A 20671-nucleotide genomic window follows, 5' to 3' on the forward strand; every position below is an offset into this window, starting at 1 on the left:
TTTATTCAGGTCACCGGAGGCAAGCCTCCGAGAAACCCCACAGTGCAGGCTGCCTTAGCGTTGCGCCATTTGCGGTGCCATGAAGGGTACAATCAACCATTCACCCTCCATCTCGGCCTGACCGGCCTCCAGACCGGCCAGACTGGTCGGCAGCGTAATGACCCGCCGGAAGTCTCCGATCTGTATCACCAGCTCGTTGCCGTTCTGATACAGATCGAGTTGTGATACATCAGCGAATGGCAGGCGGATCTTGACCCGGTACGATTTATCACCAACTTTGGCAATATCCAGCGGTGCCCGGTCGTAGAGCACGGCAGTTGGATCCATATCGCCGTAGATGTCATCTCCCATCTGGCGTAGCTTCTCCAGTCCCACCACTTCTTCGGGATAGTACGGTACCCGACGGATAGGCAACGGCACGAAGGCATGTTCAACATCCTGGAGATAGCGCTGTTGCACATCGCGCCAGTGGTTCAGATAACCGCTATCCTGATCGAGGGGCAAAATCTTGTTCACCACCACCATATCGACGGTCATACCGTACATCGACAGGTAGGTTAAGGCGCGCTGGCTCTCCTTGATCACCATCTTTTCCGGGTTCATCACCAGGCGAATCGATGTCTCCCGCGGGTTGGCCAGCGTTGCCGTTACCCCCTCCATCTGGCGGAACATCTCATCAACCGCATCATAGACTTCGGGTGGGGCAACCATCTTGTTGAGGCCGGGCGTAATCTTGCTCATGGGCCGGATTAACGGCCTGATGACGTAGCGCTCGGCACCGCGCAGCATATTGATTGCCCATTTGAACGTCTCTGGAGCTGAGAGCAGACGCAGCGTTTCACCCGTTGGTGCGCAGTCGATAACCAGGAGATCGTAGTCGCCACGCTCTTTGTGTTTCTTGATGCGGATGAGCGGAAAAGCCTCTTCCATACCTGGCAGGACGCTCATTTCGTCGGCCAGAATGCCCTGTACGCCCTGCTCGGCCATCAGTTGCGCGAAGTGCTCACGCACGATACCCCAGTTGCTCTCGATATCGTGATAAATGCTCACTTCCAGCGCATCGAGGTTTTTGGTAATCCGAACCGGTTCCGGGCCGAGTGGTCCTTCCAAATCGAGCGAGTCAGCCAGCGAGTGGGCCGGATCGGTGCTCATGACCAGCGTCTTCAAGCCTCGATCGGCGGCCCGGAGAGCTGTTGCTGCGGCGACACTTGTCTTGCCAACGCCGCCTTTGCCGGTGAAGATTAGAGTGCGCATCAGGGCCTTTCCAGGAGCTACTGCTCGGCTAGTAACGACCGCCACAAAACGGTGTTAATGAGGTCTGCAATCGAAAACGACATGAAGTTTTTGCTTAAAAGCCAAAACCCTTCTTCCTCCCGCTGATTTTGGCCTGTACCGCAATAGTAGCACGAATATCCGCATGTGTCAACAAATTTTTCTCATATGCATCAGGCTCGTATTGCAGTCTGATGCCTTTCTGATACTGTGTAAGCCGTGTTTTGACGTTTGTCAATGCAGTAGAGTTTGACGGTTTATTGCAATATAATAACGGGAATCTAACCCGTCTCTGATCACGCTCGCGATAGGGTTCGTAGTATGATTTGCAACGAGCATACGAAACAGAGCGCGATTGGCACCCTGTCGAGATGGTTTGTCTGTTGCATCACAGTTGCAATTTTGACGTGTCATGTACTTATATTATACCATCTCTGCTGCTCTTTGAGCGAGTGTTTTAAACAGATCGGACTGATCTATGTCGTCCGTCCAGGGGATGACCTGCCAGATTTCAGCGTGGCTCACCGAGGTACCGGGATCGAGGCGGCAGAGCGGGGCCAGTGTTTCGAGTTCGGTACAACCGCGGTCGTAATAGATTTCAAGATTGCAGTTGTTGTCTGGGTAATGGGCAGTAATCTGGTACACCGTCCGTTTGATGAAGAGGGTCTCCTGATGGAGATAGGCCAACCAGCCAGCAGCGCTATGCGCCCCCACCTTGGCCGGTGGCCCGGCAATTGCGGTATCGATCAGGATGAAGTCATCGCAGAAGGCGAGTCGTGGATCGGGCAGAGGGGTGTAAGGCCAGAAGGCGATGTGGCGATTAGGAAGCAAAGGATTAGCAGGGGGCTGGCCATTGTGTAATGGTAAGATAGCTTTTCCTCCCGGTGCCAGTTGGGTAATCGCCCACGGCGCCAGTTCCACCGGCCACAGCCCATGGTTGGTGAGAGTGTGTTGCAGATGTAACCGTGGTTGTTCAGGATCAAGGGTTACAGTCAGGCTCTTCGCAATATATCCCGGATCAACAGCGCTGCGCAGCGTGACGCCGTGATCGATCTGTTCTGCCGCAGGGCCATTGAGATCAGGCCAGTAACTGCGGGGAAAGGCTTCAGGCGCATGCCAGAGCCGATGCCCACCGAGGAGCACAAACTCGCCCCACGGCGTCTCCCAGCGGGCGTTTGGGGTTTCGGCCAGCAGGTTTGGGCCGTTGTCAAGGTGCAACGCGAGAATACGAGGGCCTCCGGCTGCCAGCACTGTCAGACGTAAACGGCGTGATGTGATCGTCAGGGTTTCATAGCTCATACGGGTATCTCTCTGCACGCAGGCTTCAGGTGAACTCGGTGCTACCGGAATGGAATCGGCTTCTCATGGTAGCATGCAATCGTGTATGACGTTCAACCGCACTATAGAGAGGTTTACATAATGGATGAGCCAACGATCTACGAGCAGATAGGCGGTGAGGCAACCTTTCGGCGGATCGTCGATATTTTTTATGCGCGGGTGGAAGCCGACCCACGTTTGCGCCATCTCTTTCCGGCTGATCTCGAACCGGGCAAAGAGCATCAGCGCCTCTTCTTGATGCAATATTTCGGCGGTCCGCGCACGTACAGCGAGCGCCGCGGACATCCGCGGTTACGGATGCGGCATGCGCCATTTCCAATCGGGCCACGTGAGCGCGATGCCTGGCTGGAACATATGCTGGCTGCGCTCAATGAAGCCAGTGTTCCGGAGCCGGCCCGTTCGGTGATGGAGAACTATTTTCGCCATGCGGCACAGGCAATGATGAATCGTTTGGGGGAAGACTAGAACTTATTTCATAAAAGCTATACTGTCGCGCTCTAATAACCATCTCCGGTGCCATCACGCGCTGAATTGGTTGCCTTGATCGCTCATCTCCGCGTGTTGCGTCGTTTGGCGTGCGGCAGCCATGCTGCCGTGCCAGCCGTGCTCACGATCTGCACGTGTCACATCGTCGACCCGGCTGGTCACGCGGATGCCGGGTGTGCTCGTCACGATCAAGGAATCGGTCGGCAATGAACGAGATAACTTCATAGCAGATGTTTTTTTGAAACAGGTTCTAATATCAAATCCGAAACACACGATGCCATGGTGCGATCCGGGATGTCCCCTTTCTGTTCGCCGCATCCCTCGCATGGCAATGCGAACAGATACGTGTACCACGTAGGGGGGGGTTCTGAACCCGCCCCTACGGAACCAGACCATATCATGATCATGCAGGTTAATATAAGGGGGCGAAAGCGGTATCTATTCGCTCACCATTCCGATTGGTTTTCTGTGTGAAACGTGCATCATAAAGCCACCGTGACCTGATGCAACGTCAGGTCACGGTGGCGATCTCACCTCAATCGTGTTTTACGAATGCTTGGCCGGATAGATCACAATCTTACGATTTTCGCCCTCACCCGAACTTTCGGTATAAATGGTCTTGTCGTTACGTAGAGCGAGATGAACAATTCGTCGTTCGTAAGCTGCCATTGGCTCCAGCATAATTGGCCGACCGGTCTGTCGTACTCGTTCAGCCATCCGCCGGGCCAGGCTTTCCAGCGACTCCTGGCGGCGCTGGCGGTAATTGCCAACGTCAACCACCAGTTGTGGCCATTTCTGCACGCGGCGGCTCACCAGCAAGTTGAGTAAAAACTGTAGAGAGCGGAGAGTCTCACCGCGCCGTCCGATCAAAAGACCCATTGCTTCTTCATCGGCGCCTTCGATATGGAGCGTGATCGTTGCTTCAGGTTCGCCATTTGGACCGGTGGCATGCGAAATAACCGCCGTCACATAGGCGTGAATATCCATGCGCTCAAGCAGATCTTCAAGCACACGCTGCGCAATTTCGCTCACTTTTTCTACAGATGGCGCCTCTTCCTCGTCTTCAACCACAGTGACACGCACCAATGCTTCATCACCATTCTCACCCGGATCCAGCACTTCAATCGCAACTTCATCACGATCACGGCCCAGTTGGGCGAGCGCCAGCTCGACAGCTTCGGCGACGGTGCGTGCGCTGATCTCGATGCGCTTCATAGACACCTCTCGGTCATAGTGACCGTCTTACAAATCTTGCTAACGACGGCGACGGGGATTGGGGTGCGGGCGTGAAGGGCGCTGTTCCGCGGGCGTCGGATCACTCTCCTCCACGGCAGCTTCTGTCAATGGACGCATAACTGACCAGAAATCAATTTTTGGCGTTTCAGGTTGGCTTTCAGACGTGCTTCCTGTCGATGCTGATGCCAGTGCTAACGTCGGTGTTGGACGGTTGTCGGGCGGTAGAAAGCGCAGATAATTGGCCAGCGACCCCCAACCTGACGTGAAGTACTGTTGCACAACACCCACAACACTGCTGACCACCCAATATAATACTGCTCCGGTCGGAAAAGTAAATGCGATATAGCCGAAGACAAACGGCATGATCAACATTGCCTGCGTAAAGGCTTTCTGTTGCGGGTCCTGTACTCGTGGTGTAGCCATCAATTGTTGCATCAACTGTAAAACAATTGAAAGCACCGGCAAAATCAGATACGCAAAACCGGCAAAACCATTCGGCCCGAACGCCGGTACACCTAGATCCATCCCAAAGAAGGGGGCGGCCAGGATCTGAGCCAGCCGCTCGTCTTTCAGCATTTCAGCCGCCGCCACACTCAGATTCACCCGCTGCTCAGGCACCATCAGGTGATAGACCGCTTGATAAACGCCGAAGAAGATCGGCAATTGCAACAAGAGCGGGAGACATCCACCCACTGGGTTAATTTTGTACTCGCGGTAAACGCGCAGGGTCTCTTCTTGCAGCCGTTGCGGGTCTTTGCCGTATTTGCGCTGAATCTCTTTCAAAATCGGCTGCACCTCTTGCATCCGGCGACTTGAGCGGAGTGAGCTAAGGGTGAGCGGCAGAATGAAGAGACGGGCGGCAATCGTGAAGAGCACAATGCCCAGTGCCATATTGCCGGTCAACGACGAGAAGAAGAGTAAGAGTTGTTCAAGCAATCCAACAAATGCCGACCAAATGTTCATTGCGATCCTCGTTCGTGTTGTGGAAGTGGTGTATCTGAAACCGGTGACACTGTTTCATTTGTGGGTGCCGGCAGGAGACAAGCTTGCCGCAGTAGCGCAGTAATATCGTCTTGTAATTGCGTGAATGGTGCGTCAATCACCTCTGGTGTGCGAATGGTGAACACCATATCGTAACCGGACGTCAGTCGTGGGAGCAGCAAGCGCACAGCTTCGCGCACGCGGCGGCGGGCACGGTTACGTTGCACGGCGCCGCCGATCCGGCGACTGACAACGAAGCCGCAGCGCAAGGCACGCCGGCGGGCCGGTGCGACGGTAAGAATGAGCCACGGCGAGGTGAATGTACGTCCTTCTTGACGCACACGACGAAACTGTTCGGGTCGGCGTAGCCGATATGCACGTCGCATGGATAAGAAAACAAACGGGTTATCGCCCACAGATGACCTGCTGCTCCAGCGTGCTGCCCGGTTCTGTTGGTGATAACCCGTCCCATTCTGCGCTTAGCGGTGGCCGCGGCGCACAGCTCGCCGCTCATCACTGACAGTCAATTTCCAGCGCCCCTTCAAGCGCCGGCGGCGAAGAACTTCTCGCCCATCTTTGGTTGCCATACGCGCCCGGAAGCCGTGCTTACGGCGGCGCGGAATGCGCTTTGGTTGCCAGGTTCGTTTCGGCATTGTATGTACTCCTCAAGGTGTTATCTATAGTATGCCAAAAGCTGATGCCATTATACCCGTCACAGCAGATTGATGTCAAATAGTTGCCTGCCAACCCGCAGGCTGGCAGGCCACAAGTTTTCAATAGGTAGACTTATTCGTCGTGACCGATCTGCTGAAGCGTGCGGCGGATAGCGTCACGCTGACGCCGCTTGGTTGGTCGCTCCGTTTCGTCCTCATCGTCGTAATCACGGCGGCGACGGTCGCGGTCACGGCGATTGCTGGAGCCACCAAACTTGGTCAGCAGATCTTCAAGGGTTGCATTACCCTCAAAGGTCTCGTCATCGTCTTCACCAACGACATAGGTTTCAGGCGCTGTCTGTGCTGGCCGGCGGTCTCGACGGTCACGCCGCTCATTACGCTCGCCACGTTCGCTGCGCTCACCGCGCTCGCTGCGCTCACGAGCGGCCTGGGCCGCGGCGGCAAAACGCTCCATATTGCTCCGGCTGGCACGGGCTGACGCAGGCTCAGCAGGAGCGGCTGTTGGTTCAGTGGCGCTCTCTGGAGCGGGCTGCTCCTCTTCGAGCCGCATGGTCAGACTGATCCGCTTGCTCTGCTGATCAACGCCGAGCACCTTCACCTTGACCTTGTCGCCAACCTTGACCACATCTTCAACTTTCTCTACCCGATGAGGGGCAAGCGCCGAGATATGGACAAGACCGTCGCGGCCAACCCCAATATCGACGAAGGCACCGAAAGGTGCGATACCGCTCACCGTGCCTTCGAGTATCTGGCCGGTCTCGAGCTGCTGCATGCGTTGCGTGCGGAGTGCTCGCCGCAGACTCAAGCTGATACGGGCAGCTTCGCCATCAATCTCAAGAATCTTGAACTGATAGCGCTCACCAACCTTGACCGCATCCTCTGGTTTCTCGACCCGGCCCTCGGCCAGTTCGCTCACGTGGATCAAACCATCTTTGCCGACACCAATATCGGCAAAGGCCCCGAAAGGCGCAAAACCGGTAATCACTCCTTCGACCACATCACCGACACGCAGTGCAGCCAGCTTCTCGCGATCAACCTCTTGCCGGCGCGGTTGCTGCTGTTGTGGCTGAGACTGACGCGCCCGCCGCGGGGTTTCGGCCCGCGCAGGATCACGCATCGTCAGGCTAATCCGCCGTGCTTCTGGCTCAACGCTCTTGACCCACACTTTCACCGTATCACCGATCTGAACCACCTCTGAAGGTGTCTCGATACGGCGGTCGCTCATTTCGGAGATATGCACGAGGCCGTCACGGCCAACGCCAATATCAACGAATACTCCGTAGAGCGCAATCGAGGTAACCTTCCCCTCCAGCTCCATACCGGGCTGCAGGTCTTTCAGTCGTCGTGGCTTGTGTGGTTGATCATCGCTGACCGGTGTAAAGCTGGCGCCCGTTGCCTCAGAGCCGCTTGAGGCGCTCTCACCCGCTGCGGTCGGGGCCGTTGCTGAAGCGTCAGCCTCCCCTGTGGCGGCGGGCAAAACCGCCTCCTCTTCAGGGGTAGGCGCTGCCGCCTCCGCCGCCTGTTCATGTGCAGCGACGGCAGCTTCAGCCGCCGGAGCGCTGGCTGCCGTGTGAGGTGTGTCAGGCAGCTCGCCCGCAGCGACCTCTTCCCTACGTACCTGATCCGTCATTGCCTACCTTCCTCCTCGCGTAATGTCAGGTTAACCGATTATGCTTGTAGCGTCTGACGACAGGATTGCCCGACGCTTACCGACGATCTTTATGATCGCATCTGTTGCCGCACAGCCCGCACCAGACCATCATCATGGAGGTCTTCCAGCCGGTAATATGTTCCGCGCAGATACTCTGCCAGTCGTCGTGACAGCCCTCGTTCAAAGTGTGGGTGTTCGGTATCGATGACAATCGCATGAATCTGATGTTCAGCAATCATCTCGGCAATCCGATACGCCTCTTGTTGAGGAGGCAGATCGGAGATAGAGACATTTGCCTGTCCATCGGTCAAAAGAACCATCAACGGTACTACCTCTGCATCACGGCGGCGTGCCCGCTCAAGCAACTCGAACGCAGTTAGCATCCCGCGTGATAATGGCGTCTTGCCACCGGTTGGCATCGATTGCAGGCGCCGTTGCGCCAGTTCGACGCTATTGGTGAGCGGTAGGAGCACGCGAGCGTAGTCGCGCTGGAAACTGACCAGGCCAACCTGGTCGCGGCGTTGATACGCATCGCGCAGCAGCGAGAGAACAGCCGCTTTCGTTGCCTGCATCCGCTCTTCGGCAGCCATGCTCCAACTGGCATCTACCACAAAACAGACCGCATTGCGTGTCCGGCGCACCCGCACCTTTTGGCGCAGGTCGGTACGCTTAATCAATATCTTCGGTCGGCGTCGATGAGGCATACCAACGGTATGCAACAACTCGGTACGCCGCTTGCGCTGGTAAATGGCTGCTTCACGCAATGTCGCATCGAGCGCCAGGTCGGTTACCTTTGGGGCACGGCGGCTGGTGATATAGCGGCCCTGCTTCCGGGTCGTGCGCGAGCGCGAACGTCGGCCAGGGGCACGTCGTTGCGTGCGGTCAGGGGTTGCTTCCAGACGACGCGGCTTAAAGACTTCGCCAGCACGATGTTGCGTCCCACCAGTTTGTTGCTCCCCCGCAGGAGCTGATGCTTCAGGTTGGCCAGTGCCGCCGAGAGGCATTGTTGCGCTACCTCCACCACTCTCGTTGCCACCCTCGTCGTTTGTTGTATCACTTACATCAGTGAGGTCAGGGTTTTTTTTTACTTCTGCCTGTGCACTCACCTCTTCCACTCGTTTTCCATACTGATCGAGAATGCTCGCCAATCGTTGCTCATCAAGTTTGACTTCACCGAACGGTTGGCGGCGCATACGATGTGGCAGCGCCAGCTCGGCGGCGAGACGAATGTCTTCGGCTACCAGTGTGCGCCGGCCGCTCCAGGCGGCATGAGTGCGTGCCGTCTCCAGAATGGTCAGGTCGGCTCGATGACCATCGACCCCCATTTCGATGCACAGGCTGGCGACCACTGCCATATCGGTACGATCAATCCGCACGTGGGGCAACAACGCACGGGCAGCCGCGATCCGCTGGGCTAATGTCTCTTCGGCAGCCTGCCATTGCTGGATGAAGCCAATCGGATCGGCTTCATAGGCCATACGGCGCTCGATCACGGCGATCCGGTCGTTGACATCGGTGAGACCGACGACTTCTACCGCCAGCCCAAACCGGTCGAGAAGTTGCGGGCGTAACTCTCCCTCTTCCGGGTTCATTGTGCCAACCAGGATGAAACGAGCTGGATGCGAGACACTCACCCCCTCGCGCTCGACCGTATTGATGCCCATCGCAGCAGCGTCGAGCAAAAGGTCTACCAGGTGATCGTCGAGTAGATTAACTTCGTCTACATAAAGGACGCCACGATTCACCTGTGCCAGAAGTCCTGGTTCAAAGCGGCGCTGGCCTTCCGTGATCGCGTGTTCGAGGTCAAGCGAACCAACGACTCGATCTTCGGATGCCGAAACTGGTAGTTCAACCAGTCGGATCGGACGAACCATCGTTGGCAGCGGCCCTTGCCGCAAACGCTCCTGACAATCGGCGCACAGGGCGGCTGGGGTGTCGGGGTCGCAACTGTACGGACAATCAACCACCACGGTAATTGATGGTAACAGGCGGGTTAGTGCACGTACAGCAGTTGATTTTGCTGTTCCTTTCTCGCCGCGGATCAGCACGCCACCGATCCGTGAATTGATCGCGTTGAGGATCAGTGCACGCTTCAAACGCTCTTGGCCGACGATGGCGGAGAAAGGATAAACCGGTCGTTGCGGAAGATTTGTGATATTCACGACAACAAAAATCTTCTAGCTCAGCGTGAGCCAGAAGCCATAGCAGCAATGCCGCACAGTTTTAGATGCAGCATGTTCTTCATCCGACGGGCGAACCTGACCTACGGCAATGCTCACAGCGAACACGTCCGCTTGCTTGCAACGAAGCAGCATAGCAATTGTGTCACAAAGCCGCCGAAAAGTCAAATGGTTCAACTATTGTATTCGCGATGGCGAAGTAAGGACGGGATGTAAAGACAAGGTTTGGCGGTATGCTATAATGAAGCGATGTAATCCGGGCCGACCGGATGGTAAATAAAGAAGTGTATTCGTCTGGCTCAGGCAGCGTTTTCGCCGCCTGGTAATACGTGGAGTATATCTGTGGGCCTCAACCCCTTTAATACGATCTTTGGTGCTTTTAGCCGTGACCTTGGTATCGATCTGGGCACTGCCAATACCCTGGTACACGTGCAGGGTAAAGGGATTGTGATTAGCGAATCATCGGTCGTCGCAATTGACACCCGCACGAAGAAGGTGCACGCGGTTGGTGCCGAAGCCAAGGCGATGGTCGGCAAGACACCGGCCAATATCGTGGCGGTACGCCCGCTCAAGGATGGGGTGATCGCCGATTTTGATGTGGTCGAGCAGATGCTGGCTTACTTCATCAAGAAAGCCCATACGTATGCTGCCCTACCCCTGATCGATCCGCGACCACGGGTTGTGGTTGGGGTGCCGTCGGGTGTGACCGAAGTCGAAAAGCGAGCAGCACGCGAGGCGGCATTGAATGCAAAGGCTCGTGAGGCTTACGTGGTCGAAGAGCCGATGGCTGCGGCTATCGGTGCCGGGCTGCCGGTTGAGGAGCCGATTGGCTCGATGATTGTTGACATCGGTGGCGGTACGACTGAGATTGCCGTGATTGCCCTGGGTGGCATTGTCATCAATCATTCGATCCGCATTGCTGGCGATGAGATCGACGAGGCAATTATTCAATTTGCCCGCCGGGAATACAATCTGCTGATCGGCGAGCGCATGGCGGAGAAAGCCAAGATCGCCGCCGGTTCGGCGTATCCCCTTGATGAAGAGATCAAAGTTGTGCTCCGTGGGCGCGATCTCCTTACCGGTTTGCCGAAGGCTATTGAAGTCAGCTCGGTTGAGTTGCGTGAAGGGATTGCCGGACCGGTCAATGCAATTGTCGCCGAGGTGCGGGCTGCGTTGGAAGAGACGCCTCCCGAACTTGTCGCCGATATTATGGAGCACGGGATTATGCTGGCCGGTGGCGGATCGTTACTACACGGCCTGGACAAACGAATTGCCGCTGAAACCAAAATGCCGGTTCATATCGCCCAAGACCCGCTTTCGTGCGTGGCACGCGGAGCGGGGAAGATGGTCGAACACTTCGACAATAGGGTCTACCAGGATATTCTGATGCGTACCCAAGCGACGCGGCGGGTGCGGAGATAGTCCATGCGCGATTTTCTCGACGAACGACCGTTGAAACTGCGGCGTGAAGTAGCTGGTGATCGTGGCTACTGGCGGGTCTTTGCGCTGGCCTTGAGCCTGGTATTGGTCAGTTTCCTGCTGATTGTCCTTGATCGTCAGGGCGTCATTACACCTGCACGGCTGATGGTACGAGAGACGATCCAGCCGCTTGCCGGTTGGTTAACCCAGCGCCGCAGTGATGTGCTAGCATGGTGGACGACGCCGCGTGATGTAACCACGATGCAGGCCAGAATTGCTGAACTTGAAGCGGAAAACACTCGTCTTGCCGCTGAAGTGTTGCGTCTTGAGCAGGCACGGGTTGAGAATATCTTCCTGCGTCAGCAACTCGCGATTACGCAATCATACCCCTGGACTATTTTGGGCGCAGAGGTGATGATTCGTGCCCCCGATGCAGCACGGCGGGTCTTAACCATTGCTCGTGGCGCAGACGATGGGGTGCGCGTTGGGATGGCTGTGATCGGTCAGCAGCCGGGTGGGCCACCAGCGCTGATCGGTGTGGTGGAAGCGGTGGGACCACGAACTGCTGATGTTTTGATGATTACCGATATTAGCAGTCAATTGAGTGTGCGTCTGCTGCAAGCCGATACGGCACCGCTCGGCCTTATGCAAGGGCAATGGCAGCGAGGATCACGGATGCAAGTAGAGTTGATTGATCGCGGTAAGAGCATGCACGAAGGCGATCACGTGGTTACAGCCGGTATTAGTGGGGCACTTAATCTTCCGCTCGATCTGGCATCAACGCCGACCGCAGTACCGATTGGGGTTGTGGAAGCGGTGCGTCAGGAAGGTCAACGTCAAATTGGCGAGATTCGGCCATTCGTCGATCCGGATCAGGTGCGCTACGTGTGGGTAATTCTCAGCCAAGACGATTAGAAGAACGCCTGGCCCGCGAGCTGGGTTTGCTGCTGATCCTGCTGGTGATCGCACTGATTCAGGTGACGCTCTTAACCGGCCCGACGGGATTTTCGGTGCCGGTTCTGCTGGTGTTAGCAATTGCCAGAGCACTGGTTGGATCAAGCACCGCTGAACCGGTACGTGGACTGATGCGAAGCCTATGGTGGGCTTTTTACGGTGGTCTGGCACTGGATGTCCTGGGGGCATTGCCGATTGGTAGTCATGCGATCGCTCAACTGCTGTCAGTTATCGTCGTTGGGCTGACAACACGGCGATTCGCGGTTGAACGCCCAATCGTGCCGCTGCTGGCTGTAGCGCTTGGTACGTTGATTTATGAGGCAATTCTCTGGCTGATCGTACTGCCGCCCATTAGTGACTGGCAGACCTATGGGTTGATTGTGATGCTACCATCGTTGTTGTTAGCACTTATTCCAACTCTGCCGGTGGTGGCTATAGTGCATCGACTGGTGCGCAATACCGAATATCAATGATGGCGTTCTATTCAGCCTATCTCTTGGAAAGAGTGATGAACAGCCATGGCACGACTGATTGCTCTGCGAAGTATCCTGTTACTGGTTGTGGTAGTGCTGGTGGCCCGGCTGGCCCAACTACAACTGATTGAGACCGATACGCAGCGATTCGGTGCCGACATCGAAGTTACCACCCGTCGTTATCTCACCAACCAGCCACGGCGGGGAGAAATATTCGATGCCCGTGGTGTACTGTTGGCCGAAAGTGTGCCGATTTATAACCTGGCCGTTATTCCCGGTCAACTGCCTTCTGCCAGCGCTGCTCCAGAGCAGCGGGCATTAACCCTGGCGCGGCTAGCGCAGATTGCCGAATTACCGGCGACACTGGTGATTGATCCCGGTACTGCGATTGACACCACACCCGGCTTGCGCAGTGATCTCAGGTCATTTGGCAGCTTGCCGACGGCAAGTGATGTGGTGACCATGACTATCGCACCATCCGATGTCCTGCGGGCGCTAGATGTGAGTCAAAAGTACCGCGATGTGGCAATACTGGTCAACCCGATTGAGCAGCTTCTCGTGCAGGCAAATGTGCGTAGCTACCAGCCCATTGTGATCAAAGAAGACATTTCACCGGAACTGGCACTGGCACTACGCGAAAATGCCAATTACCTGCCCGGTGCCCGTGTCGTCGAAGGTTTTCGCCGGCGCTACCCGTTGAGTGGTGAGATACCTTCATTATCGCACCTGCTGGGATATGTCGGACGGATCAATGCCTGTGAGCTGGTAGCGGTTAATCCGGCAAGTTCCTGGTTGCGGGCATTGACTGACATCACCGCTAACGCGCCAACGTGTGGCCTGATGGCAAAATCGATTGAACCAACCAGCGTTGGTTTACCGCCCTATTTGTCGAGTGATCAGATAGGCAAAGATGGTCTGGAAGGTGCTTACGAGTCGGTATTGCGTGGCCAGATGGGGATTGACTCGCTCCTGGTCGATGCGTTGCAGCGTCCGGTTAGCGGGGTTACCACACTGCGAGCGGTGGCTAATGGGCATGATCTGATCTTAACCATCGATGCCCGGTTTCAGGCCGAGGTCGAGCGCATTCTCCAGCGCTGGATCAATGTTGGCGAAGAGCGACGGTTGGCAGCGCGGGAAGCGCATAAACGGGCGTATGAACCGATAGTCGCCGGCGTAGCGGTCGCGCTCGATCCACGTGATGGGCGAATTCTGGCAATGGTCAGTCTCCCCGACTACGATAACAACATCTGGGTCGACCCGGCGCGGATCGCTGAGTTGCAGGCCCTTCTGGCGCCGCCTGATGCCGAGACCCGGCAGACATTGCAACGTCTGGCACCATTCACCAATCGAGCGATTGCCGGTCTGTACCCACCCGGCTCGACAGTCAAGCAATTTGTTGGCGCAGTTGCACTTCAACAGGGCATCATTACGGCTGATACCCAACTCCGTGATCCCGGTTTGTTGCGGTTGATCGAGCGCAGTGGTGCGGAGTTCATTTTGCCCAACTCAGTGCGTAATCGTGATAATGGCCTGATCAACGTTCGTGATGCGTTGCGGCTCTCATCAAATGTCTTTTTTGCCAGTATAGCTGGTGGAAACGATCAGGCGATCAACCTGGATCAGCGGGCATTACGGATTACCGGTCTTGGCATCGACCAACTGGTGGAAGGGCTGTCGTGGTTCAATTTTGGCCGACCAACCGGGGTTGATCTGGTTGGTGAAGCCAGTGGACGGGTGCCAACCCAGGCCTGGAAGGCACAGGTTCTACGCGAAGCATGGACGACCGGTGATACCTATAACACTGCGATTGGCCAGGGCTATTTGGAAGTGACGCCGCTCCAGTTGGCGGTAGCAGCGGGGGCTATCGCAACAGATGGTACTCTGTACCGTCCGTATCTGGTTGATCGAATTGTCGATGAAAATGGTCAGCTTATTCAGCAGATGCAGCCGGAACCGATTGGGCAAGTGCCGGTTGACCCCCGACATCTAGCGACGATCCGTGAGGGACTGTTTGCGTCGATCACTAATGGTCTGGGTATTGCAGCCCGTGAAGTCTGTTCAGGCTTACGCATTGCCGGCAAAACCGGAACGGCGGAGTTTGGCCCACTCTTGACGACGGCGGATGGGCGGTTGGTGCGGCAAAGCCACGCCTGGTTTGTCGGGTTCACCCCCTACGAAAACCCGGAGATTGTGGTGGCTGTGCTGGTTGAGGGTGTTGGTGACCTGAACGATGGCTCGTCAACGATTGCCGTGCCGGCGGTAACACAGATCATGCAGTCCTATTTTGGGATCACGCCACCGGCTAACCGACCGGCGATCTGCCCGGTGTTGCCGGGAGAGTGATCTCGTCGGTATGCTGAACGTGTGCCAGTGTAACTGGATGAGCAGAATAGACGAGAGATGTGACTCATAGCTGTTGCGTGATTCATCACCTGATAATGTCAGTTCATCTCATCAGTTCATAAGGTTATACCCGCCTCTTGCTCACAAATGGGCATCATCATATCAAATCTAGCAGAATATGAGGTTAGGCCAAACCGGGCAGCTATTATTATTGCACCAGAACGAGGCACTGCCGGACGATAGGGGCGACGCATGCGTCGCCCCTACGGCCTGGAGGCACACCTGAACGATATGGTATCAGGGGGCATTCCTGTGCTGAAACGCTATCAGTGAGCCGCTGATGAGTGGTTACGGGTATGGGAGACGACTGCCACATTCGTGCTCAAGGGCAACGTCAGAGTGGATTATGCCGTGTTTCTGTGCTCTCAATTGGCCACTGCTCGATGCGACATACGCCTGACGTAGATCACGGCCAGGGCGAGGGTATGGTTTCTACACTCCAGGCCACGCACCACAGGCATAAGCGTGAGCGATGAACTATACCAGCGTTCTCTTGGGTGGTGCCACCTTGCCAGAGAAGTGCTACGTTGCCGCTGATGATCCCGTTCCAAACTCCAAATCGGTCAGTACAACCAGTGCATCGAAGTCGTCGATCAGATCGGGGGCATATGTGGCTACAGTTGTACGGGCAATTGAGCGTTCGGTGTGATCTGTGCGACGCAGCAGACGGGTGATGTCTGCAATATCCTGTGCCCGACCTGCCTGGAGCTTCATCAGGATCAGAAATTGTCGCGCCAATACCGGGAAGCCGGCACAATCGTACACTGGCTGCGCCAGTGTTTCGTCCAGCCAGGGTTCGTTCGATGCCAGCACATCAATACTGTAACCGGTTTCATCCTGTGAATGTGCCGTAAATCTGCTGATGGGCAAGGGGTTGTCAATGCGATAGCCGGCAGCGGTAAACGCCGCTCGTGCTACCTGTTCATCGCGAGCATGAATGATAATATCGACGTCCTGAGTAAGACGCTCTGGAGCGTAGGCGCGTAGAGCTATTGCACCAACCAGTGCCCAACGGATGTGGTGTAATATCCGCGATAAGTCTGGTAATTGTTGCAAAGCGGTTCTCCGATCCAGAAATGCATCCGATGAACCGTTACCTCTGGCAGCACGACGGCGGGAATGCGAACATACGGGTTTTTGGGTTATAGCGTTTGCACAACTTGCTCCAGCGGTAAAGCTGTGCCAGTTACAGAGGCTTTTGGGTAAAAGTGAGTCGTTCTGATGCTTCTTCTGGCATTATACCCTGCTGACACTCTTCCTCACAACGCAACGCAGGTTGGTGTATACCAGGTATTTCCCATATTGTGTTGGAGGGGGGACAACGTGAGGTGGGGTTGTCGTCATATTCAGTATGGCAGGACGCTTCAGACACACTGGAAGTTGTCAATTACTGACAGACTCCAGAATGTGACGATAACACACACATCCCTGTGACCAGCAGGGTAAACGCTGTGACACACGCCGGATCGTGAGCACGGCTGTTGCGGCAGCATGGCTGCCGCACTCCAAACGATGCGACACATACATGACAAGCGGACAAGACAACCAATCCAGCGTGTGATGGCACGACCGGAGCGACGCTCTTGCATAAATGGGTTGTGAGCAGGACAGGCAGTCTTTGGTGATTAGCAGACGTTTATATGCCTGTGCGATGATCGGGTAGCACGACCGCACCGCTTTGAGAGATAAGTTCTACCCTGCTCGCGGCAATGTCAGCGTGAAGGTGCTTCCCTTGCCAATGCCGGCACTGGCGGCGCTGATGTCGCCACCCATGGCCCAGGCCAGATGGCGGGCAATGGATGGCGGGCAATGGTGAGACCGATCCCACTGCCACCACTGGCACGGGTGCGCGAAGGGTCGGCCCGGTAGAAGCGTTCAAAGATGAAGGGCAGGTGTTCGGCAGAAATCCCGATCCCGGTGTCTTCCACGATGACCTGTACATTGTCGTTGTTGAGTTCGGAACGCACAGTAATACAACCGCCTTCTGGGGTGTAGCGTACTGCATTGCCTAGCAGGTTGAGTAGGATTTGGGCGACACGGTCAGCGTCGGCATGAACCAGGATCAGTTGCTGGTCAGGGGCAAACTGTACCTGGAGACAACTGTCGAGCACTTGTGGTTGAATTTGCGCCACGACCCGCCGGATGACGTCGTTGACATCGAAGGTCGTGAAGTGGAGTGCGATTTGACCGGCTTCAACTCGCGAGAGGGTCTGAAGATCATCAACCAGCCGGCGCAGACGACGTACTTCCTGTTTCATGTCGAGGAACGTATCGGCGGTGTTGGGTAGTACGCCGTCGATCAACCCTTCGAGGTAGCCTTCAATGCCGGCGAGCGGTGTGCGCAACTCGTGGGCGACGTTGTCAATCATGGTGATGCGCCGTTGTTCAATCTGCTCCAGTGCCTCGGCCATCTGGTTGAAACTCTCGGCGACGGCACGTAGTTCGTCGCTGGCGGGAACCGTAACCCGTTCATCGTAGCGTCCGGCAGCAATGCGGCGACTACTGCGGGCAATGCTGCGCAGCGAACGCAGAATGACCTGAACCAACAGAATGCTGGTGGTAAGACCGGCAATGGTAGCAGCCACTGCGGCGACCGTTAAGGCTTGCACGACCGCGGTACGTACAGTGGCAACCTGGTCTGGGGCGATGCTCTGTTCGATAAGTATATTGGCGGTGAGGTTGAGTGTCACTACCCCAACCACCACCACCAGCATTTGAGCACCGATCATTTGCCAGCGTAGTTGTCGCCAGAAGCGCATGACTTGCCACTTTCACCATTATCGCATTGACATCAGCTAAGCCGGTGTATCAACAAAGCGATAGCCAACGCCGCGTGCCGTCCGAATAACATTTTCGCCGGTAATAGCCTCGATCTTGCGCCGAAGCTGACTGACATACACATCGACAACCCGGTCGGTGCCGAAGAAATCGCTACCCCACACCTTTTCAATCAGGTCTTCGCGACTGAGCACACGATTGTGGTTGCGGGCCAGGGCCAGCAAGAGATCGAATTCAGTCGGTGTTAGCTCCAACAGTTGACCATTGGCCCGGGCCTCGCGGGCTTCCGGGTCAATCTCGACGTGCGTAAAGCGCATCAGCGAACTTTTGGCCGTTTTATTGCGTTGCCGTCGTAAAATAGCCTCTACCCGTGCCACCAGTTCGCGTGGGCTGAAGGGCTTGGTGAGGTAGTCATCGGCGCCAACGCGCAAGCCGGCGACCCGATCCATCTCGTCGCTCCGTGCAGTCAGCATCAGGATGTAGACATCTGAACGCTCGCGCAGGCGGGCAGTGATCTCCATGCCGTCCATACCGGGCAGCATCAGATCGAGAATGATCAAATCAGGCTGCTCATCAAGCGCCATCTGCAACCCTTCCGAGCCGGTCGTTGCACATAAGACGCGGTACCCGGCGTGTTCAAGGTAGGCTTTAGCGACATTGCGAATACTGGCTTCGTCATCGACAACGAGAATGGTCTGCTGCATACACCCTCGCACGGATACTGGCTGTTCACGTAGTAGAGACGTTATCTACTATCGCTCTACATCTCACAGGCGAGCATTGCTAAGCACAACGCCAAGGAGATTGGCTTTCACCTTCTCAAGTTTCTGACGGGCCTCGCGCACGCGATCACGGCGCGAGCGACCGGCCTGCACCACCAGGAGCACCCCATCGACACGGGTAGATAGCACCAGCGCATCGGTAACGTTCTGCACCGGTGGGGTGTCGAAGATGACAATGTCGGCGGCCTGGCGCAGACGGTGTAATAGCCCTTCCATACGCCGTGACCCGAGGAGATCGGCAGGACGGGGTGGAAGCGGGCCGCTTGGGAGCAGGCTCAGTCCCGGCACCTCAGTGGGCTGAATCGCCAGCGGTGCTTCCTGGTCAAGGATGGCGCTGGTCAGTCCCTGATCGTTGGCTAGCCCAAAGATCGTGTGCAGCATCGGCTGGCGCAGATCACAATCGACCAGCAACACGCGCTGTTCGGCCTGGGCCATGGTAACGGCCAGATTCGCTGCGGTCAGGCTCTTTTCTGGGGTCGGTTCGGCTGATGTGATCAACAGAGTGTGAATTGGTTTGTCAAGACTCGAAAAGAGAATATTGGTACGAAGGGTGCGATATGCTTCCGCAGCGGCAGAGGCCGGTTCGCGCAAGGTAATCAGCACCTGCTCAGACGACGAGGTCACGATCATGACTCCTACCTGTTCAAACCCAATGCATAGCGCGGGTTACACTCTCGCAACAAGATGGTCGGACTGACGAGTTGCTACCGTTCGCTAAGCGGAATAGCGCCGAGTGTGGGCAGCCCAACAAAACGTTCAACATCTTCAGATGTTTTCAGGGTATCGTCGAGATATTCGAGCACGAAGGCCAGGACGATCCCTAAGACCAGGCCGAGAATCGCTCCGGCCAGCATATTGATGCGGGTGTTGGGGCGAATCTCGACCAGACGCGCCGGCTGAATTCGGGTCACGTTGATGCGAGCGGTGCCTTCCAGCGTAGCGTTAATTCGATTTACTTCGGCGACGATCCGTTCGCCAACGGCATCGGCCAGCGCCTGCGATTGATCGAGACGGGGCAAATCGACCTCGATCACGATCTTCTGCTCATCGGGGCGCGGTTGAATGTTGACATCTTCCATTAACCGTTCACCGCTGATGTCAAGCCCAATCTGCTGACTGATCTGGTCGAGCACGCTGGGCTGCATCACCAGCTCGCGGTAGCTGTTCATCGAATTACGCAGCACAATGTTCAGGCCGTTGTCAGCCTGATTGGCCAGCGCCAGATAGACCGCCTGCGAGCGATAGGTTTGCGGGAGTAGCTTGCTGATCACATAGGCACTGCCCACCGCGGCGATAGCGGTGAGCACGATCACCCACCAGCGTTTTACCAGGACATTTACATAGTCGCGGATTTCCATAATCGATTCTCCCTGCGTTCGTAGAGCACAGTAGCAGCAACTGCCAGCGCGAACCCGGCGATCAGTCCAAGCGCCGTGCGCAAGGCAGCGTCAAATACGACTGAGCGCAGTGACGTGGCCGGTTGGGGAGTGCCGACGCCATCAAGAACAACCACGCTCAGTTGGGTGTCGGTGCGACCCCAGAATGCCAGACCTTCGGTTTGCAACACGGTAATCGCCGCTTCGACTAATGCCTGTGCCGCCGCCGGTGACGATGCTTCGCCGGAGATGTCAACGGCACGGTGCAGCGGATTTATTCGCAAACCTTGCTGAATCTCGGCCAGCGTGAGATTGATGTTACGTGTTGCCAACAGTGGGCTAACCTTTGCCGCAAAACTGGCACTGCTCACCACCTGTGGCATATCGTCAATGATATATTCGGTTATCTGCCAGATCTCTGCCGAGTCGGTTGCTGTTGTCGCTGGATAGGTAATCAAGAGCCGGGCAGTGGCCGTGTAGCGGGGAGGCTGTTGCAGGTCTAGCCAAAGGCTTAGCCCACCGGCGAGCAGCGCCGGTACGAGCATTAACAGCCAGAAACGGCGCACAATGCGAAGAAGGGTTGTCAATTCCATAGTCGTGCAATAGTCCCATCGTTGTTATCGTCACCATCTTACTATACTTTGCCGCGTCGTGCGAGATGACGTGGT

Annotated in this window: 19 protein-coding genes; 5 read left to right on the top strand and 14 right to left on the bottom strand. The window is 56.2% G+C overall.

Annotated elements, in window-relative coordinates; all coding sequences use genetic code 11:
* Positions 1-54 precede the first annotated feature (54 nt).
* Both VAE57_RS13610 and VAE57_RS13615 read right to left on the bottom strand, forming a co-directional pair.
* Entirely contained in the window at positions 55-1254 is a 1200-nt protein-coding gene (locus tag VAE57_RS13610; RefSeq protein ID WP_322822416.1) for an ArsA family ATPase, read from the bottom strand.
* A 441-nt stretch (positions 1255-1695) separates the two neighbouring features.
* The gene (locus VAE57_RS13615) at positions 1696-2571 is read right to left on the bottom strand and encodes a hypothetical protein (RefSeq protein ID WP_322822417.1); all 876 of its coding nucleotides are present in this window, start codon (positions 2569-2571) and stop codon (positions 1696-1698) included.
* Positions 2572-2691: 120 nt separating this feature from the next.
* Here VAE57_RS13615 and VAE57_RS13620 point away from each other — a divergent pair, with 120 nt between their 5' ends.
* A complete protein-coding gene (locus VAE57_RS13620; RefSeq protein ID WP_322822418.1) occupies positions 2692-3075 on the top strand; it encodes a globin in 384 nt (127 codons plus the stop codon).
* A gap of 567 nt (positions 3076-3642) precedes the next feature.
* Here the strand turns inward: VAE57_RS13620 and jag are convergent.
* The 6 genes from jag to VAE57_RS13650 all read right to left on the bottom strand — a co-directional run bounded on the left by jag (position 3643) and on the right by VAE57_RS13650 (position 9800).
* Complete coding sequence (gene jag / locus VAE57_RS13625; protein ID WP_322822419.1) at positions 3643-4311, bottom strand: RNA-binding cell elongation regulator Jag/EloR; 669 nt, start codon at positions 4309-4311, stop codon at positions 3643-3645.
* A 39-nt stretch (positions 4312-4350) separates the two neighbouring features.
* A complete protein-coding gene (locus VAE57_RS13630; RefSeq protein ID WP_322822420.1) occupies positions 4351-5295 on the bottom strand; it encodes a YidC/Oxa1 family membrane protein insertase in 945 nt (314 codons plus the stop codon).
* A complete protein-coding gene (gene rnpA, locus VAE57_RS13635; RefSeq protein WP_322822421.1) occupies positions 5292-5699 on the bottom strand; it encodes a ribonuclease P protein component in 408 nt (135 codons plus the stop codon). Before rnpA ends, VAE57_RS13630 begins: the two co-directional genes overlap by 4 nt.
* A gap of 93 nt (positions 5700-5792) precedes the next feature.
* Positions 5793-5966 (bottom strand): 50S ribosomal protein L34, encoded by a 174-nt coding sequence (rpmH, locus tag VAE57_RS13640; protein ID WP_012256029.1) that lies wholly within the window; start codon positions 5964-5966, stop codon positions 5793-5795.
* A 133-nt stretch (positions 5967-6099) separates the two neighbouring features.
* On the bottom strand, positions 6100-7617 hold the full coding sequence (locus tag VAE57_RS13645; protein ID WP_322822422.1) for a S1 RNA-binding domain-containing protein: 1518 nt from the start codon (positions 7615-7617) through the stop codon (positions 6100-6102).
* Positions 7618-7706: 89 nt separating this feature from the next.
* Complete coding sequence (locus tag VAE57_RS13650; protein ID WP_322822423.1) at positions 7707-9800, bottom strand: putative cobaltochelatase; 2094 nt, start codon at positions 9798-9800, stop codon at positions 7707-7709.
* 360 nt (positions 9801-10160) lie between these two features.
* On the opposite strand from VAE57_RS13650, the gene VAE57_RS13655 reads away from it, so the two are divergent.
* The 4 genes from VAE57_RS13655 to VAE57_RS13670 are packed head-to-tail and all read left to right on the top strand — an operon-like array spanning position 10161 to position 15007.
* Complete coding sequence (locus VAE57_RS13655; RefSeq protein WP_322822424.1) at positions 10161-11240, top strand: rod shape-determining protein; 1080 nt, start codon at positions 10161-10163, stop codon at positions 11238-11240.
* A gap of 3 nt (positions 11241-11243) precedes the next feature.
* Positions 11244-12152 (top strand): rod shape-determining protein MreC, encoded by a 909-nt coding sequence (mreC, locus tag VAE57_RS13660; protein WP_322822425.1) that lies wholly within the window; start codon positions 11244-11246, stop codon positions 12150-12152.
* Positions 12125-12664: a rod shape-determining protein MreD gene (locus VAE57_RS13665; protein ID WP_322822426.1), complete on the top strand. Its 540-nt coding sequence runs from the start codon at positions 12125-12127 to the stop codon at positions 12662-12664. The genes mreC and VAE57_RS13665 overlap by 28 nt, the downstream gene beginning before the upstream one ends.
* A gap of 45 nt (positions 12665-12709) precedes the next feature.
* Entirely contained in the window at positions 12710-15007 is a 2298-nt protein-coding gene (locus VAE57_RS13670; protein WP_322822427.1) for a penicillin-binding transpeptidase domain-containing protein, read from the top strand.
* Between the two features lie 582 nt (positions 15008-15589).
* On the opposite strand, the gene VAE57_RS13675 is transcribed toward VAE57_RS13670, so the two are convergent.
* The 6 genes from VAE57_RS13675 to VAE57_RS13700 all read right to left on the bottom strand — a co-directional run bounded on the left by VAE57_RS13675 (position 15590) and on the right by VAE57_RS13700 (position 20596).
* Positions 15590-16123 carry a hypothetical protein gene (locus VAE57_RS13675; protein ID WP_322822428.1) on the bottom strand — a complete coding sequence of 178 codons (534 nt, stop codon included), beginning with the start codon at positions 16121-16123 and terminating at the stop codon, positions 15590-15592.
* Positions 16124-16779: 656 nt separating this feature from the next.
* Positions 16780-17826 (bottom strand): sensor histidine kinase, encoded by a 1047-nt coding sequence (locus tag VAE57_RS13680; RefSeq protein ID WP_322822429.1) that lies wholly within the window; start codon positions 17824-17826, stop codon positions 16780-16782.
* A gap of 36 nt (positions 17827-17862) precedes the next feature.
* Complete coding sequence (locus VAE57_RS13685; RefSeq protein WP_322822430.1) at positions 17863-18549, bottom strand: response regulator transcription factor; 687 nt, start codon at positions 18547-18549, stop codon at positions 17863-17865.
* 63 nt (positions 18550-18612) lie between these two features.
* Positions 18613-19257 (bottom strand): CpsD/CapB family tyrosine-protein kinase, encoded by a 645-nt coding sequence (locus tag VAE57_RS13690; RefSeq protein ID WP_322822431.1) that lies wholly within the window; start codon positions 19255-19257, stop codon positions 18613-18615.
* Positions 19258-19331: 74 nt separating this feature from the next.
* Positions 19332-19985 carry a YveK family protein gene (locus VAE57_RS13695; RefSeq protein WP_012256017.1) on the bottom strand — a complete coding sequence of 218 codons (654 nt, stop codon included), beginning with the start codon at positions 19983-19985 and terminating at the stop codon, positions 19332-19334.
* Positions 19964-20596 carry a lipopolysaccharide biosynthesis protein gene (locus VAE57_RS13700; protein ID WP_322822432.1) on the bottom strand — a complete coding sequence of 211 codons (633 nt, stop codon included), beginning with the start codon at positions 20594-20596 and terminating at the stop codon, positions 19964-19966. The genes VAE57_RS13695 and VAE57_RS13700 overlap by 22 nt, the downstream gene beginning before the upstream one ends.
* Positions 20597-20671 lie beyond the last annotated feature (75 nt).

It is taken from the genome of Chloroflexus sp. (genome assembly GCF_034434295.1).
Lineage (GTDB): Bacteria > Chloroflexota > Chloroflexia > Chloroflexales > Chloroflexaceae > Chloroflexus.

Coding starts and splice junctions, on each gene's coding strand:
- VAE57_RS13690 (WP_322822431.1), bottom strand. CDS start 19,257: ATGATCGTGACCTCGTCGTCTGAGCAGGTGCTGATTACCTTGCGCGAA.
- VAE57_RS13680 (WP_322822429.1), bottom strand. CDS start 17,826: ATGCGCTTCTGGCGACAACTACGCTGGCAAATGATCGGTGCTCAAATG.
- mreC (WP_322822425.1), top strand. CDS start 11,244: ATGCGCGATTTTCTCGACGAACGACCGTTGAAACTGCGGCGTGAAGTA.
- VAE57_RS13615 (WP_322822417.1), bottom strand. CDS start 2,571: ATGAGCTATGAAACCCTGACGATCACATCACGCCGTTTACGTCTGACA.
- VAE57_RS13695 (WP_012256017.1), bottom strand. CDS start 19,985: ATGGAAATCCGCGACTATGTAAATGTCCTGGTAAAACGCTGGTGGGTG.
- rnpA (WP_322822421.1), bottom strand. CDS start 5,699: ATGCGACGTGCATATCGGCTACGCCGACCCGAACAGTTTCGTCGTGTG.
- VAE57_RS13620 (WP_322822418.1), top strand. CDS start 2,692: ATGGATGAGCCAACGATCTACGAGCAGATAGGCGGTGAGGCAACCTTT.
- rpmH (WP_012256029.1), bottom strand. CDS start 5,966: ATGCCGAAACGAACCTGGCAACCAAAGCGCATTCCGCGCCGCCGTAAG.
- VAE57_RS13685 (WP_322822430.1), bottom strand. CDS start 18,549: ATGCAGCAGACCATTCTCGTTGTCGATGACGAAGCCAGTATTCGCAAT.
- VAE57_RS13645 (WP_322822422.1), bottom strand. CDS start 7,617: ATGACGGATCAGGTACGTAGGGAAGAGGTCGCTGCGGGCGAGCTGCCT.
- VAE57_RS13700 (WP_322822432.1), bottom strand. CDS start 20,596: ATGGAATTGACAACCCTTCTTCGCATTGTGCGCCGTTTCTGGCTGTTA.
- jag (WP_322822419.1), bottom strand. CDS start 4,311: ATGAAGCGCATCGAGATCAGCGCACGCACCGTCGCCGAAGCTGTCGAG.
- VAE57_RS13610 (WP_322822416.1), bottom strand. CDS start 1,254: ATGCGCACTCTAATCTTCACCGGCAAAGGCGGCGTTGGCAAGACAAGT.
- VAE57_RS13670 (WP_322822427.1), top strand. CDS start 12,710: ATGGCACGACTGATTGCTCTGCGAAGTATCCTGTTACTGGTTGTGGTA.
- VAE57_RS13630 (WP_322822420.1), bottom strand. CDS start 5,295: ATGAACATTTGGTCGGCATTTGTTGGATTGCTTGAACAACTCTTACTC.